The organism is Nitrospina gracilis Nb-211 (assembly GCF_021845525.1).
GTDB lineage: Bacteria > Nitrospinota > Nitrospinia > Nitrospinales > Nitrospinaceae > Nitrospina > Nitrospina gracilis_A.
This window is the reverse complement of record NZ_JAKJKD010000001.1, coordinates 1785852-1801091: the sequence shown is the minus strand read 5'-3', so window position 1 is coordinate 1801091 and position 15240 is coordinate 1785852. Positions and strand designations below refer to the sequence as shown.

Here is a 15240-nt window from a genome sequence, read left to right as displayed (position 1 = left end):
ATTGAAAAATTTGATATAATTTTAAAATTACTGACTTTTCAAGGACGCCTTGCCCCGTGAAAAAAGCCCTCGTATTGTTCCTGGTCTTGAGCTTCATCGTTTCCGGTTGCGCCAGTTACGGCAGTTACAAGCCGGTGACCGATCCCAAAACCGATGCCTCCCCGCAGACTCTGGAAGTGGATTTGAAGGAGTGTAAGGAGATCGCCGCCCAGGCCGCAGAGACGGTGGAAGAAGCGGGCAAGGGTTCGGTGGTGGGCGGTGCGATCGGTGCGTTTTTTGGCGGCCTTCTCGGTATCATCACCGGCAATCCATGGCGTGGCGCTTCGACAGGCGCGGTGATCGGCGGCGGTGTCGGCGGTGTGCAAGGCGGCATGAGCGCCGAGGAAAAATACAAACGCGTGTACCGCAACTGCATGCGCAACCGCGGTCATAGCGTTCTGGATTGACCCACTCCGCAAACAAGCGCGCTTTTCCCAGAACGTTCCCTCCGATGCGTCACCCGGCGATTTCTATGGTGTCCTCCCGGTGTCCGGGATATAATGATTTTGCTTGAAAACCGCTATAAAAAGGCCCTGAATGGGGATGTTCCGCCAAATTCGTGAAGACATCCAGGTGGCGATCGAAAAAGATCCCGCCGCGCGCAATACCTTTGAGGTGCTGGTGTGTTATCCCGGCGTGCATGCTCTCATTGCGTACCGTGTCAATCACTGGTTGTGGACGCACGGCATCAAGCTGGTGGCGCGGGTGACTTCTTATATCGCGCGCTGGTTGACGGGAATTGAAATTCACCCGGCGGCGAAGATCGGCAAACGCTTTTTCATCGACCACGGCATGGGTGTGGTGATCGGCGAGACCTCGGAGATCGGCGACAACGTGTTCATGTACCACGGCGTGACGCTGGGCGGTCTCAGCATGAAAAAGGGCAAGCGGCACCCGACCATTCAGGACAACGTCGTCATCGGCGCCGGGGCGCAGGTGCTGGGCCCCATCTCCGTCGGCAAGAACAGCAAGATCGGTTCCGGCTCCGTGGTGGTGCAGAGCGTTCCTGCGTACTCGACGGTCATCGGCGTGCCCGCGCGGGTGGTCTTCTCCGGCATCTCCGCCGACCAGGAGGACCCGGAGGAAATTTTCCGCGATCCCATGTCGCAGGCCATCGAATATGTTTTGGACCGGCTTCCACAGATGGAGCGGGACATCCGTGCCCTGCGCGAAGCGGTGAACCTGGAGCACCCCGACCCTGAACCCGCACCGCCTCCTCAACCGGTACCGCTTTCGGCCAAATCGAAAACCCAAAAAGCCTCCAACGAATCCTGACTCGGGCAGTCCTGATCTGAGCGAGCGCTGGGTTCCACAGCAGGCTTCGCACCTCAGCATTCAACATTCTATGCAGGCCATTCCATGAATGCCATTTATCTCGATCACAACGCGACCACCCCCGTCCATCCGGATGTGCTGTCAGCCATGTTGCCATTGCTGAAGGACGACTTCGGCAACCCGTCCAGCACGCATTCGCGCGGCCGCTCGGCGCGTGTCAAAATGGATGAGGCGCGCGAGCAGGTGGCGGCGCTCATCCACGCCGATGCACGCGAAATAGTGTTCACCAGCGGCGGCACGGAGTCGGACAACCTGGCCATCCTGGGTGCGGCGCGGGCATTGAAAGACAAAGGACGCCGCATTGTCACCACCCGGGCGGAACACCCGGCGGTGCTCAACGCCTGCCTCGAATTGGAAAAGGAGGGTTTCATCATCGACTACGCCCCCGTCGATGAATTCGGACGGGTGCAGATAGAGCCATTGTCTGCGTTGCTTACGGACGAAACCATTCTCATCACCATCCAGTCTGCCAACAGCGAAGTCGGCACCCTGCAACCCATCGAGCGCATTGGAGAAATCGCCCGCCAACGCGGTATTTTATTCCACACCGACGCCGTGCAGAGCGCGGGCAAGGTGCCGGTGGATGTGCAACGGATTCCGGTCGATCTGCTGTCCATGTCGTCGCACAAGATGTACGGACCCAAAGGTGTGGGTGCGTTGTACGTACGGCGTGGAATCCCCCAGCTTGTGCCGCTGATTGTCGGCGGCGGCCAGGAGAAGAAGCGCCGAGGCGGCACCGAAAACATGCCGGGTATCGTAGGATTTGGCAAAGCGGCGGAATTGGCCGCGCGGGACCTGGCGCAGGACGCAGAGCGGCTTGGTGGATTGAAACGCCGCCTGCGCGACGGGGTTTCCGTCTTGCCGGGAGTGCGGTTTTTTGGTCACCCCACCGACTCCCTGCCCAACACGCTCAATCTGGGATTCGACGGCGTCGATGGGCAGACGGTGATGATCCGCCTGGACCTCGAAGGCATGTATGTGTCCACCGGCACCGCGTGCAGTTCCGGTTCTGTTCTGCCGTCGGACGTGCTCTCGGCCATGGGCGTGCCGGAGGAACACATGCGGCAGTCCATTCGCATCAGTCTCGGCCGCAGTAACGGGCCGGCGGAGATCGAGCGGGTAGTGGACTCCCTGATTCGCATTGTGACCGATATCCGGGAAAAACAGGGTGTGCCGTCCTGACCCTGTCCATCCGAATCCTAGCCGCCCGGCCATTTAAATTAGGGCATCGGTTCCGTTTCGTGATAAGATGCAGGGCAATTTAAAGGGTTGTTTTTATAGGTTTTATTCTACAATTTTTTCCGGGACCGAAACATTGGGAGTTCATCTATGCCTAACACTTTAAGCACACCCCGCCTCGTAGGCCTTCTGGCACTGACTGCCGCTATATTCCTTTCCGGTTGTCAGTCCATGCCCTGGAACCAAAAAACCGACGACGAACTGGCCCTGGAGCAGGAATTTGAACAGGACTTGGGCGGCACTCTGCAGGACAGCTCCACCAGTACCCAGAAAGAAGACCCGCTTTTCTCGGATGCAGACAACCAGTCCGGCCTCTCCAAAGAAGAGAAGGATTTTTTTGGCCAGAGCGCGGGTACTCAGGAGGTGAGTGGACAGACGCCGGTGGAGTCACCGAAAACGGAGGCCGCTTCCAACGAAGGGTTCGGCAACTTTTTTGGCGACGAACCCACCCAACCCAATGAAGACAATCTGGAAGGTTACCTGGAAGACAAGGATGAAGCGCTGGGAACCGAAAAAACCGTAGTGGCCGAGAGCCCGGGCACGGAAGCGCCCGCCACCGGAACCGGGAATCAGGGATTTGACAGCATCGACCAGAAAACCGACATGGAGGAAATGAAGGTCGATATCCAAATTCTGCAAAGCCAGCAGGAAGCGCTCATCCAGCGTGTGAAGGAATTGCAGACGGTGATCCAGGATATGGAACCGCGGCTCACCGCCACGCAGGAGCGGCTGGAGACCAATCTCAACATGGCCGCCCAGCAGACCGTGAGTTTGGCTCCCGCCATTGAAACCCTGAAACAGCAGATCAACGGACTGGCGACGGAAATCCAATCGTTGAAAGATGCGGGCCCGATGACGCAGGCGAAGATGACCCCGCGCAAGGGGCCGTCTACCATGAAAAAGACCACGGCCCATAAAATTCCGCAGGAATACACACAGGCGCTCAACGCGTACCGCAGTGGAAAATACGATGAATCCATCATGCTGTTCCAGGAATATCGTCTGAAGAACCCGCCGGCGGACCTGCAGGACAACATCCTCTTCTGGCTGGGCAACAACTATTACCAGTTGGGCCGTTACGACGAAGCCATTTCTCATTTTGAGATGGTGCTCGATCAGTATCCGCAGGGCAACAAGGTGCACGACAGCCGTTTCATGATGGGCGTCACCCTGCACAAGATGGGCGATACCGGGCGCGCTTTGGACACGCTGGAAAAGGCCCTGCAGATGAATCCACCCACCGAGGTACGGGATAAAATCGAGCGGCACTTGATGGAAATCAAATGAATCGCGTTTCAAAACGCGGCCTTTCCCTATGCATTTTGCGTAAGACGAAGCCCGCCGCGTGCGCCGGAATTTGCTGTTGAAGCGGTCTGGCTTTTAAGCTATTCTTTCGATTGTTTCGGCGTGGTTGCTTGCCGCAGGCGCAATCATTCCGGCTATCCGATGGCCCCCGGGCTGTATGATTCCGGGCTCCAGCACCGAGTCCGGCAACTCCACTGTACCTTTCAGGCAAAGACCACACCCCGGCAGGGTCACCGAGCAGATCCAGGCAATCTGTAATTCCAAGAGGATTCAAAGGACTCTATCGTTCCGGAAAGGCGTCCGGATTCGTGCTTTTGGGAGCACCGATGGGCGCGGTTCAACCTGTGATGGGATGAACGGGCCCCGGTGTGGAAGGCGTTCGCAAGATCCTTATTTGAAATGGGTGGAGAACATGTCAGCGAAGCCGAAGGTTGTTGCGGTCATTCCGGCCCGCTGGGGTTCCACCCGGTTTCCCGGCAAACCTCTGGCGCCGCTTTCAGGGCGTCCCATGGTCCAGTGGGTGGTGGAACGCGCCCGGCTGGCTCCGTCCATTTCCGATGTCATTGTGGCCACGGATGATGAACGCATCGTCAAGGCGGTTGAAGAGTTTGGAGGCAACGCGGTCATGACCTCGGCCGATCACGAATCCGGCTCCGACCGCATCGCCGAAGTGGTGTCGGATCATCCCTGTGACGTGGTGGTGAACGTGCAGGGAGACGAGCCTCTCATCCCCCGCAAGATATTGAACAGGTCGTGCAGATTTTAATCGAGAATCAGGAGGCCTCCGCCGCAACCTTGATGTGCGCCATCGACAACTATGATGACGTTTTCGATCCCAACGTGGTGAAGGTGGTGGTGGACGCCGGCGGCCGCGCCCTTTATTTTTCCCGTTCCCCCATTCCGTACCTGCGAGATGCCTGGCAGAGCAAGTCTCCAGAACAGATGAGAGGCGAACCGGTTCCGGCACGCACGTGGTTCCGGCATCTGGGTCTCTATGCCTACCGGCGCGATTTCCTGCTGGAGTACACGCGCATGGCGCCGACGCCGCTGGAGCAGAGGGAACGGTTGGAGCAGTTGCGTATTCTGGAAAATGGACATTCCATAAGTGTTGGGGAGACGGACCGGGTTTCCGTCGGGGTGGACTGCGAAGAGGATTTGGTTAAAGTGGAAAATTGGATCAAAGTTCAGGAACAGGAAGGATTGGAACCGCAACCGGGGAGACGCTCTTGAAGAAGAAAACGAACGGTAGAAAAACGAAATACATTTTTGTGACCGGAGGCGTGCTGTCCTCCCTCGGCAAGGGCATCGCCGCCGCGAGCATCGGCAGTCTTCTCGAATGTTGCGGCTATACCATCACACTTCTCAAACTGGACCCCTACATCAACGTCGATCCGGGCACGATGAATCCGTTCCAGCATGGCGAAGTGTTCGTCACTCACGACGGGGCGGAGACCGACCTCGATCTGGGTCACTACGAACGCTTCACCCACGCCCGCATGACCCGGTTCAACAACGTGACCGCCGGGCGCATCTATAACGATGTGATTCAGAAAGAGCGCCGCGGCGAATACCTCGGCACCACGGTACAGGTGATCCCGCACATCACCGACGAGATCAAAAGCAGAATCCGCGCGGTGAGCGACGATGTGGATGTGGTCATCTGCGAGATCGGCGGCACGGTGGGCGACATCGAAAGCCTGCCGTTTCTGGAAGCCATCCGCCAGTTCCGGTTCGACCAGAGTCCGCGCCATGTCATCTACGTTCACCTTACTTTACTTCCCTACGTCAAAACCGCCGATGAGTTGAAAACCAAGCCCACCCAGCACAGCGTGCAGAAACTGCGCGAAATTGGTATCCAGCCGGACATTCTGCTGTGCCGCACCGAACGCCCGTTGACCGAAGACGTGAAAAAGAAAATCGCCCTGTTCTGCAACCTGGAAGTGGAAGCTGTGGTGCCGGCGATGGATGCGGAATCCATTTACCAGGTGCCGCTCAACTTCCATAAGGAAGGGCTGGATAAGATCGTACTCGATAAGCTGGGCCTTCCTCTGCGTGAACCGGATCTCAAGGAGTGGCAGGCGATCAATCAATATTTGCAGAAGCCGGAAGGGGAGGTCACCATTGGCATTGTCGGCAAGTATGTTGACCTCAAGGAATCATACAAGAGTTTGATCGAGGCTCTGGTGCATGCGGGCGTCAGTAACCGCGTCCGCATCCGCATGAAATGGGTGTCTGCGGAAGATCTGGAAGTGGAAGGTGGCGGTGAAAACCTTCGCGACTGCGACGGCATTCTGGTTCCCGGCGGGTTCGGGGATCGGGGCTTCGAGGGCAAGGTGCAGTCGGCGCGCTTTGCCCGGGAAAACAAGATTCCCTATTTCGGCATCTGCCTCGGCATGCATTCGGCGGTGGTCGAGTTCGCGCGGAGCGTGGCCCGGCTGGAAGACGCCAACAGCGCCGAGTTCGTGCCCGGAACACCGCATCCCATCATCGACCTCATGCCGGATCAGGAATTGAACGGCGACAAGGGCGGCACCATGCGGCTGGGAGAATACCCCTGTCAGCTCCGCAAAGGCTCGTTCGCATACAAGGCTTACGGCAAGCGGGAAATTTCAGAGCGTCATCGCCATCGTTACGAGTTCAATAACAAATACCGCTTCCAACTGGAAGAAGCGGGCATGCGCATCAGCGGTATCTCGCCCAACGGCAATCTGGTTGAAATCATCGAAATCAACGACCACCCGTGGTTCCTGGCCGGTCAGTTCCACCCTGAGTTCAAATCCTCCCCGCGCGAACCGCATCCCCTGTTCAACGAGTTCATCGCTCAGGCGGTCAAACGCCGTAAATCCCGTCAATCGTGATCGAGGGGTACGCCCAGCACGACTCCTCCCATCACGTCGTAGAGTTTGAAATCGTGTTTCGGGCTGTTGGGGTGCGCGTTGTGGCACTCCACGCAGGAGGGCGTCACCGCCAGGTCCGGGTACACGGCCTGGAAGAATTTCTGATCCCCCACGTACGTTGTGCGGATGTACGGGCGTAACGGATAAGACGCCACCGACTCCAGTCCCGCCCGCTCGAATTTGTTTGCCGCTCCGTTCTGCGGGTTGATCGGCCACAGGCTGATCAACCGGTAATCCACCCCAAGTCGCAAATTGCGAATGAGGTCCGATGCATTGAGCAGGAACTGTGCAGGCAGGAGCAGGGTGTTTTCCTCCCACCAGTTTTCAGAAGCATAGATCACATTCTCCTTTTGGAGACGATTCACCACGTGCTGGGCATACACCGTGCGGTCGGCTTCCAGAATGGCGTGGAGGTAATCGGTCACGACCTCGGGCGGAACGTGGTAGACCGGCTCGTTGTTTTCGTTCAAAGTCTGGTCAATGGGGAAGGCGAGCAGGATTCCGCCCATCACGTCATTTGGTTTGAAGTCGCGCTTGGAACTTTTCGGATGGTTGTTGTGGCAGGTGACGCACCGTTTGGCGACAGCTTTGTCCGCATAGATGGCGTTGTAAATAAGTTTGTTGTCGGTTTGCTGGAGCCAGGTGTACGGCTTACCTGGATTTCGGATGACTTCCTGCAATCCTTTTTCCTCGTGGTCGTTCATGGCCTTGTTTTTGGGATTGATCGGCCACAGACTCATGAGGCGGAAATCGAGGCCGACGTTTTTGGAACGCACCCGTTCGGAGGCCATCAGCAGAAACTGGGCGGGAAGCGGCAGGGTCTTGTCCTTCTGCCAGTTTTCCGTGGAGTCCAGATTGACTGTTTCTTTCAACCGGTCCACCAGGTATTGGGAGTAAATGGTGCGGTCTGCCTCGATGACGGCATGGATGTAGAACGCGGCTCTTTCAGGGGAGATGCCGAGAGGCGTTTTGAGAACCACCGCTGAAGATTTTGGGAGGGGAAGGGCGGCAAACACCGCCACCAGCAAAACCAGAGACAGGATTCGTGCCCGCATGCGCATGGACCACCTCCTTCTGCGGAAGGGTGACTCGCCGTGGATTTATTTCCCAATTATGACTTGAATCGGGGGGAATGAAAAGACCAATTTTTCCGGGTCAGAACTGACTCATGCTTTTGATCACATCCACCTTGCCGATCACGCCGACCAGCCTTCCATCCTCGACCACAGGCAGAGTGTGGATGTCGTGGTTGGCCATGAGAGAGGCGACTTCCTTCATCGCCGTATCGGGCTCCACGGTGATCACGTCCTGCTGATAAATGTCTTCCACGCGTGTACCGGTGAACCGCTTGACTTCCTGTTCAAACTTTTCGCCGCTTTCCAGGTAGATCACCGCGTCGAACAGCGCAATGACGGTCGGGATGTGCAGGTTTTTGTTCTGTTCGATGAGATCCTTTTCCGTGACCACGCCGATCAGTGTGTTGTCGTTGTCCACGACGGGGAAACCATTGACCCGGTGCGCGAGAAACAGGTCGGATAATTCACGAAGGGTCAGATCTTTTTTTACCGTCACGACCTTGTCGGTCATGACGTCGCGTGCTTTCAGCATAAAGCACCTCCCGTCAACAGGGTGATATCCAATTCGAGCTTAGAGATTCGGCGTGGTGTGGTGGTGGGGTTCGGTCCTGTGCGCGCCTGGTTTCAGCCGCTTCAGTACATCCAGCAGGGTCAGGTACGCATCGGTCACCCGGTCCACCAGCGTGAATGGAATCTCTTTATGCACTTTATATAATACATACGTTGTGAAGAAAAATAAAACGATGTTGGGAATCCACACGGAAAGGAGCGCCGGAATCTCGCCGCCCTTACCAAGGTTCTGTCCGGATATGAGGCCGACGTAATACAAAAGAATGATGGCGACGGCGACGACGAACCCGCCGGACTTGCCGGAACGACTGGATTTGATGCCCAGCGGCCCGCCGATCAAACCGAACAGCAGGCAGGTGAACGGGATCGAAAACTTTTTACTCAGTTCCACTTTCTCAAAATTGGAAGGCTGGCCCGCCCGTTCTTTTTCCTGGATGAGTTGCCATAAATCGGAGACGGATTTGTCCTTGTGCTTGAAGAAGCCGCTTTCCCGCATTTTGCCCGCCGTGGGCAGGTTCAGGTTCAAATCGTATCGTTGAAACTTGATGATCTGGTAGCGCGTTCCGGGCTCATTGGCGTCGTGGATGGAACCGTTTCGCAGTTGCAGGTGGATGCGGTAATTTTCCGAGTCGGAGACGATGGTGCCCTCGTCGGCGAGGATGATTTTGGCATCGTTTTCGCTGGGATTGTGGGAGATGAAGATGCCGCGCAATTCGTGGTTGCCTTCCTTGTTGTTCACGAAAACGGTGAGCCCCTCGAAGTCCTTGTTGAAGACGTTTGGTTTGATGTCGATGTTGGCGCGGGTGCGCACGATGTCGTACACCATTTTCTGAAACTGCTGTCCGCCCCATGGCAGAAAATAAAACATGTTGAGGTTGGTGATGATGAAGGCGGCAAGCGAAAAGTAAAACACGGGGCGGAGCAGGTAGAGAAAACTCCAGCCGGAGGCCTTCATCACCACATACTCGCTGTCAGCGGACAACTGGTTGAAAACCACGATCGCCGCCACCAGAACGCTGATGGGAATGGTCAATCCCAGAAAACCCGGCGTGATGTAAAATATCATCCGCGCCACCTCCGGCAACGTCACGCCGCGGTTGAACACGAGGTCGGTGATGAACAGCACTTTGTCCATGAACAGCACCATGGTCAAGGCCAGCGTGCTGATGACAAAGATCTTCAGCATCTCCGTAAAAATGTAGCGGTGGATGATTTTCATGTTTGCTGGTAGAATCGAAAGAATGGAAAGATTTACGAACGGAGCGGATACGCCTGCCATTTTCGATGGCCTGCTGAGCTTCGATTATACTATCGATTCCTCCCGCGGGAATCAAAAATCCATCCGAAACTGTTGATTGAATTAAGTCTATGCGCCTCCCGGCCTGGTTGAAAACACCGCTTCCTAAAAACCCCAACTTCTTCCGCCTCAAGTCACTGGTGCAGGAGCACGGCCTGCACACGGTGTGCGAGTCCGCTTCCTGCCCGAACATCGGCAAGTGCTGGGACCGGGGGACGCTGACCATCATGATCCTTGGCAACACCTGCACCCGCGCCTGCCGGTTCTGTGATGTGGACACCGGACACCTGCAACCGCCGCGCACGGAGGAACCGGAAGAGGTCGCACTCATGTTGTCCAAACTCAACCTGCGCTATGTGGTGATCACCTCGGTGGACCGTGATGACCTGAAAGACGGTGGCTCGGGGTTGTGGGCAGAGACCATCCGGCAGGTGCGAAAACATTGCCCAGGGCTCAAGGTCGAAGCGCTGATCCCGGATTTTCAGGGCGACACCGCCGCCATTCAAACCGTATGCAACGCAGAACCGGATGTGCTGGCGCACAACATCGAAACCGTGGCGTCCCTGCAGAAAGCCGTGCGCCCGCAGTGCTGCTACCAGTGGTCGCTCGACACGCTGTCGGTGGCGCGGCGTTCCGGCCTCATCGCCAAGAGCAGTCTCATGCTCGGCATGGGCGAGACGCACGACGAAGTCGTTCAAACGATGACGGATTTGCGGAACGCCGGATGCCAGATCCTCACCATTGGCCAGTATCTGCGTCCGACGCGCGACCACCTGGAGGTCAAGGAATTCATCCACCCCGACCGCTTTGCGGAATACAAACGGATCGGCGAGGAGATGGGATTCGATCACGTAGAGAGTGGACCGCTGGTGCGCAGTTCGTATGAGGCCGACCGTCAGGCCAGCGCACTGGGTCTGGTCTGACTTCTATTTTCCCAGTTTGCGCAATCCCAGCGTTTCACGGATCAGGCTTTTGACCACGAACAGGATGTTTTCCTTCCGCTCTGCCAGCCGCCTCAGCGTGTAGGGCAGCCATGCGTTCCCGTATGGCACGTATATACGCACCCGGTACCCGAGGTCGAGCAGGTGCTGTTGCAGGTCCCGCCGAACGCCGTACAGCAATTCAAAGTAAAACTGCTCCGGCTTGATATTTTCCTTTTCAATGAATTTCAGCACGTGACGGATGAGCGTCTCGTCGTGCGTGGCGATGGCGGGCTGATGTCCTTCCTTCAACAGCACGTGCGCAAGTTTCAGGAAATTTTCGCGGATGTCCTGCATGTCCTGAAAAGCGATGGTCTCCGGCTCCTTGTACGCCCCCTTGCACAGACGGACGGAGATTTGCTTGTCGATCATGGTGGCGATATCCCGTTCCGTGCGGTGCAGGTAAGCCTGTAAGACGATACCGAGGCGGGGGTGCGCCTCGTGCAGATCGAGGCACATGTCGAGGATGCCCTGCGTCAGGTTGGAACCTTCCATGTCGAAGCGCACGGTGTTCTGTCCGGCGGCGTCGATCACCGCCTCCACGTTTTGTTTGCACAGGTCGTAGTCGAAGGCGAGGCCCATCTGGCTCAGCTTCACCGACAGGTCCTGCGGCGTGGGGTGGGTCTCGATGGCTCTCAGCAGGGCGATGTATTCGTCGCGCGCGTTGGCCGCCTGTTCGGGGGTGTGGGTGTCCTCTCCCAGCACGTCGATGGTGCAAAGGAAACCGTTCTCATTTAGTTTGCAGATGTTTTTGAGAGCCGTGGCGAGGTCTTCCCCGGCGATGAACCGCTTGGCGAATGGATAGAGAATGCGCATGAACAGCCTCCTTTGCGGAAGGAGATGGTGAATGCCCTCACCTATTTAGATTCGCCAAAAACGGCAGAGGATTTCAAGTGTTGGTTTTCGGGAAGCGGGAGAAAAAATACCGGCCTTTTCCGGGCAAGTTGCCAAACGCTTTCGATAAAAGGGGTTGAATCGCCGATGGAAATAAAAAGGCTTGCGGGACGTTCGGGAAAAATGTATTTTTAAACCTTTTTGGACCCGGTTTGCCGCCGGGGCTCAACAACCTGTTCAACCGTTTGCGAGGACCGAATCATGGTGGTGGATAGCCTCAATTGCCTGCTGGTGTGGGGTCTGGTCGGCGTGGCCGTACTGGGCTTTCTGTTTTACTACATCTCCGAGAAAAACAAAACCAACAACGCCTGAGCCCGTTTTCGCTTTCGGGAGTCCTTCATTCAGGCACGAACCTTCCTTATATCGTTCACCCCACAGCGTGGCAGGCGGCGTACGCATTGCCTTTGACTTTCTGCTCGGGGTACTGTTCCAGACATTTTTTGCGCAGAGGCGATCCCTCCGGCTCGCTCCGGAAAATCGGACAGCGCGGATGGAAATGACACCCCTGTGGCGGGTTGAGCGGCGAGGGCACATCGCCCACCACCGCCTCAAAGGGCTTGCGCTCGCCCAGCGTCGGCACTGCTTTCAGCAAGGTCTGTGTGTACGGATGCAACGGGTTGTCGAACAGGTCCCTGGCCGGGGCGTACTCCACGATCCGGCCGAGGTACATGATCGCCACCACGTCCGCCATGTACTGCACCACGCTCAGGTTGTGGGTGATGAACAGGTACGTCAGCCGGTGCGCCGCCTGCAACTCCCTTAGCAGATTCAACACCTGCGCCTGCACGGAAACATCGAGCGCGCTGGTCGGTTCGTCGAGCACCAGAAACTCCGGTTCCAGTATGAGCCCGCGCGCGATGCTGATGCGCTGGCGCTGACCGCCGGAAAACTCGTGAGGATACCGTTCCATCGCCGACGCCCCCAGTCCCACTTCCTTCAGCGCTTTCGCGATACGGTCCTTCCGTTTCCGTTCGGTCAGGTGAGGAAAGTGCACCTCCAGTCCTTCGCCCACAATGTCCTCGATGCGCATGCGTGGAGAGAGTGAGCCGAACGGGTCCTGGAAAATGATCTGCAAGGACTTCCGCATTTTTTTCATATCGGTGTTGGAGAGGGCCATCAGGTCCTGTCCGTGAAAACGCACTGTGCCCCGCACTTCGCGGTTGAGACGCAGGATGGATTCGCCGAGCGTCGTCTTGCCGCACCCGGATTCGCCGACCAGTGCCACCGTGGAGCCGCGTTGGATGTCGAGATCGACGTGATCGACCGCCTTCACATGCGCTGACACGGTGCGGAACACGCCCTTGCGCACTGGAAACCAAGTTTTGAGTGCCTTGATGGACATCAGCGTTTCGGGTGTGATCGGTTTCGGCGGCGCCGGGATGCGTGCCTTGTCTTCTTCCACGGCAGTGCCGGTTCTCGTTTCGAACAGGTGGCAACGCACCGTGTGGCCGCGCTCGAGGGTGTAGATGGGACTGTCCACGCGACGGCAGACATCCATCACAAACGAGCACCGGTCGGCGAACAGACAACCTTCGCCGTATTCGGTGGCCGGGGGCACCATGCCGGGGATGGTGTTCAGCAGATAGGTCTGGTCGCCTGCCTTGGGAATCGAGTCGAACAGCCGCCGCGTGTAGGGATGCGCCATATGCGTGAAAATCTGTTCGCGCGTTCCGTGTTCGACAATACGCCCGGCGTACATGATGCAGATGTCGTCGGCCATCTGGTTGACGATGCCCATGTCGTGCGTGATCAGCAGGATGGCCATGCCCATCTTTTTCTGCAGATCGGCCATCAGCTTCAATACCTGCGCCTGGATGGTGACGTCGAGCGCGGTGGTCGGTTCGTCGGCGATCAACAGCTTCGGTTCGCAGGCGAGGGCCATGGCGATCATCACCCTCTGCTTCATGCCGCCGGAGAGCTGGTGCGGGTAGTCGTCGATGCGTTTTTCCGGATCGGGGATTCCCACCTGTTCGAGCAGTTCGATGGAGCGCAAACGCGCATCGCCTTTCCGCATTTCGCGGTGGATGCGCAGGGCCTCCTCCAATTGATTGCTGATACGGTAGAGCGGATTGAGTGACGTCATCGGCTCCTGAAAGATCATGCCGATGTCGTTGCCGCGGATGCCGCGCATGGTTTCCTCGTCGAGCTGGGTGAGGTCGCGGCGGTCGAGAAAAATTTTACCACTGGGATGAAATCCGTTTTCGGCGATGAGGCGCATGATGGAAAACGCCGTCTGGCTTTTGCCGCACCCGGATTCCCCCACCAGCGCCAGCGTTTTGCCGCGCTCCAAGCCGAAGCTGATGCCGTCCACCGCTTTCGCCAGTTGGCCGTTGGCCACGCGGAAGTGTGTTTTCAGGTCTTGGACTTCGAGCATCATGAGATCATCACTCCGCCTTTCTCGGGTCAAAGGCGTTGCGGATGCCGTCGCCGACAAACGTCAACAGGGTGAGGGTGGTGGTGAGCAGGAGAAACGTCGGCAGTAAAATCCAGATCGCCTGGAGATTGTTTTTGCCCTGCGCCAGCAGTTCGCCGATGCTGGGGGCGGGGCTGGGCACGCCCAGATTCAGGTAATCGAGGCTCACCAGCGCCAGGATGCCCGCCGTCACTTCAAACGGAAAGAAGGTGATCACCGGCGTCAGCGAGTTGGGCAGAATGTGACGACGCATGATGGATGGGTTCGACACACCCAGGGCGCGTGCGGCTTTCACGTATTCCAGGTTGCGGCCTTTCAGAAATTCGGCGCGGATATACGCGGCAATGCCCATCCACGCGGTGAGATTGAGAATGGCGAACAGCAGTAATGTGTTCGGCACCAGAAACGCGCTCAGGATGATGAGGATGTAGAGGCGCGGGATCGAGCCCCAGATTTCCGTCATGCGCTGGCCGATGAGATCGATCCAGCCACCGAAGAATCCCTGCACACCGCCCAGCAGGCAACCGATGATGGTGCCGGTGACGGCGAGCGACAGGCCGAAGATCATGGAGATGCGGAAACCGTAGATGAGGCGCGCCAGCACGTCGCGGCCGCGATCGTCGGTGCCCAGGTAATGCCCGTCTTTCCACGACGAAGCGAGGGTGCGGGAGCCATCGGCAGATTGCACTTCGTACGGCGCGGCCAGCGCCACGCGTCCGGTCCGGCTTTCCGTGGGAATGTATTTGTAGTCGTAGCGCACCGGCGGCCACAGCGTCCATACGTCGTGCGGCTCGCGCGGTTGGGGCAGAGCGCTTTGCATTGTTTCCGGTTTGGTTTTGGGTTGGGAAACGGAAGGGGAGGGCGTGCCTTCCTCCTCGAAGTCATCGAGACCGAGGCTCAACGATGATCCAGACTCTTCTTCAAAATCGTCCATCCCGAGGTCCAGGCCGGTGTCTTCTTCAAAGTCGCCGAGTCCCAGACCCGATCCGCCGGCCTCGCCGCGGATTTCGTTTAAGGTGCGGAACAGTTCCGGATCGAATCCCTGTTCCTCAAAATCGTCCATCGACAAGACCAGGCCCTGCGCGTCCTGCTCCGAAGGGCGAAGGGAAGTCTTTGCCTGCGGCGTCGTATCCGGATCAGGCGGAGTCTCGCCTTTCAGCCAGCGCATGAATTCCTTCGATTTGTAATCCGGCTC

The 15240-nt window shown here is 57.5% G+C and carries 11 protein-coding genes and 2 pseudogenes; 7 read left to right on the top strand and 6 right to left on the bottom strand.

From position 1 onward, the window contains the following. Window positions 1–56: 56 nt before the first annotated feature. From J2S31_RS08525 to J2S31_RS08495, 6 genes and pseudogenes are all read left to right on the top strand, one after another. Entirely contained in the window at window positions 57–446 is a 390-nt protein-coding gene (locus J2S31_RS08525) for a hypothetical protein (RefSeq protein ID WP_237098662.1), read from the top strand. A gap of 136 nt (window positions 447–582) precedes the next feature. Beyond that, window positions 583–1314: a serine O-acetyltransferase gene (cysE, locus tag J2S31_RS08520; RefSeq protein WP_237098661.1), complete on the top strand. Its 732-nt coding sequence runs from the start codon at window positions 583–585 to the stop codon at window positions 1312–1314. Between the two features lie 84 nt (window positions 1315–1398). Beyond that, window positions 1399–2556, top strand: a complete 1158-nt coding sequence (locus J2S31_RS08515; RefSeq protein ID WP_237098660.1) for a cysteine desulfurase family protein — start codon at window positions 1399–1401, stop codon at window positions 2554–2556. 228 nt (window positions 2557–2784) lie between these two features. Next, the gene (locus tag J2S31_RS08510; RefSeq protein ID WP_237098659.1) at window positions 2785–3900 is read left to right on the top strand and encodes a tetratricopeptide repeat protein; all 1116 of its coding nucleotides are present in this window, start codon (window positions 2785–2787) and stop codon (window positions 3898–3900) included. Window positions 3901–4330: 430 nt separating this feature from the next. Beyond that, a pseudogene (gene kdsB, locus J2S31_RS14740) lies at window positions 4331–5148 on the top strand (3-deoxy-manno-octulosonate cytidylyltransferase). After that, window positions 5145–6776, top strand: coding sequence for a CTP synthase (locus tag J2S31_RS08495; protein ID WP_237098656.1), 1632 nt, complete (start codon window positions 5145–5147; stop codon window positions 6774–6776). The pseudogene kdsB and the gene J2S31_RS08495 overlap by 4 nt, the downstream one beginning before the upstream one ends. On the opposite strand, the gene J2S31_RS08490 is transcribed toward J2S31_RS08495, so the two are convergent. The 3 genes from J2S31_RS08490 to lptF all read right to left on the bottom strand — a co-directional run bounded on the left by J2S31_RS08490 (window position 6767) and on the right by lptF (window position 9680). Further along, window positions 6767–7870, bottom strand: a complete 1104-nt coding sequence (locus J2S31_RS08490) for a Tll0287-like domain-containing protein (RefSeq protein WP_237098655.1) — start codon at window positions 7868–7870, stop codon at window positions 6767–6769. The two genes, J2S31_RS08495 and J2S31_RS08490, sit on opposite strands and share 10 nt — an antisense overlap. A 100-nt stretch (window positions 7871–7970) precedes the next feature. Further along, entirely contained in the window at window positions 7971–8423 is a 453-nt protein-coding gene (locus tag J2S31_RS08485; RefSeq protein ID WP_237098654.1) for a CBS domain-containing protein, read from the bottom strand. A gap of 39 nt (window positions 8424–8462) precedes the next feature. After that, window positions 8463–9680: an LPS export ABC transporter permease LptF gene (gene lptF, locus J2S31_RS08480; RefSeq protein WP_237098653.1), complete on the bottom strand. Its 1218-nt coding sequence runs from the start codon at window positions 9678–9680 to the stop codon at window positions 8463–8465. Between the two features lie 149 nt (window positions 9681–9829). Between lptF and lipA the strand changes: the two genes are divergently transcribed. Then, window positions 9830–10681 (top strand): lipoyl synthase, encoded by an 852-nt coding sequence (gene lipA / locus J2S31_RS08475; protein WP_237098652.1) that lies wholly within the window; start codon window positions 9830–9832, stop codon window positions 10679–10681. 3 nt (window positions 10682–10684) lie between these two features. On the opposite strand, the gene J2S31_RS08470 is transcribed toward lipA, so the two are convergent. From J2S31_RS08470 to J2S31_RS14735, 3 genes and pseudogenes are all read right to left on the bottom strand, one after another. Next, the gene (locus J2S31_RS08470; RefSeq protein WP_237098651.1) at window positions 10685–11554 is read right to left on the bottom strand and encodes a proline dehydrogenase family protein; all 870 of its coding nucleotides are present in this window, start codon (window positions 11552–11554) and stop codon (window positions 10685–10687) included. Window positions 11555–11999: 445 nt separating this feature from the next. Beyond that, window positions 12000–14009, bottom strand: a complete 2010-nt coding sequence (locus J2S31_RS08465) for an ABC transporter ATP-binding protein (RefSeq protein WP_237098650.1) — start codon at window positions 14007–14009, stop codon at window positions 12000–12002. 7 nt (window positions 14010–14016) lie between these two features. Next, a pseudogene (locus J2S31_RS14735) lies at window positions 14017–14835 on the bottom strand (ABC transporter permease subunit); the annotation flags it as partial. Between the last annotated feature and the right edge of the window lie 405 nt (window positions 14836–15240).

Excerpts from the sequence above, each read along its gene's own strand:
- cysE (WP_237098661.1), top strand. The coding sequence starts at position 583 with ATGTTCCGCCAAATTCGTGAAGACATCCAGGTGGCGATCGAAAAAGAT.
- J2S31_RS08515 (WP_237098660.1), top strand. The coding sequence starts at position 1,399 with ATGAATGCCATTTATCTCGATCACAACGCGACCACCCCCGTCCATCCG.
- J2S31_RS08490 (WP_237098655.1), bottom strand. The coding sequence starts at position 7,870 with ATGCGGGCACGAATCCTGTCTCTGGTTTTGCTGGTGGCGGTGTTTGCC.
- J2S31_RS08510 (WP_237098659.1), top strand. The coding sequence starts at position 2,785 with ATGCCCTGGAACCAAAAAACCGACGACGAACTGGCCCTGGAGCAGGAA.
- lipA (WP_237098652.1), top strand. The coding sequence starts at position 9,830 with ATGCGCCTCCCGGCCTGGTTGAAAACACCGCTTCCTAAAAACCCCAAC.
- J2S31_RS08485 (WP_237098654.1), bottom strand. The coding sequence starts at position 8,423 with ATGCTGAAAGCACGCGACGTCATGACCGACAAGGTCGTGACGGTAAAA.
- J2S31_RS08465 (WP_237098650.1), bottom strand. The coding sequence starts at position 14,009 with ATGATGCTCGAAGTCCAAGACCTGAAAACACACTTCCGCGTGGCCAAC.
- J2S31_RS08470 (WP_237098651.1), bottom strand. The coding sequence starts at position 11,554 with ATGCGCATTCTCTATCCATTCGCCAAGCGGTTCATCGCCGGGGAAGAC.
- lptF (WP_237098653.1), bottom strand. The coding sequence starts at position 9,680 with ATGAAAATCATCCACCGCTACATTTTTACGGAGATGCTGAAGATCTTT.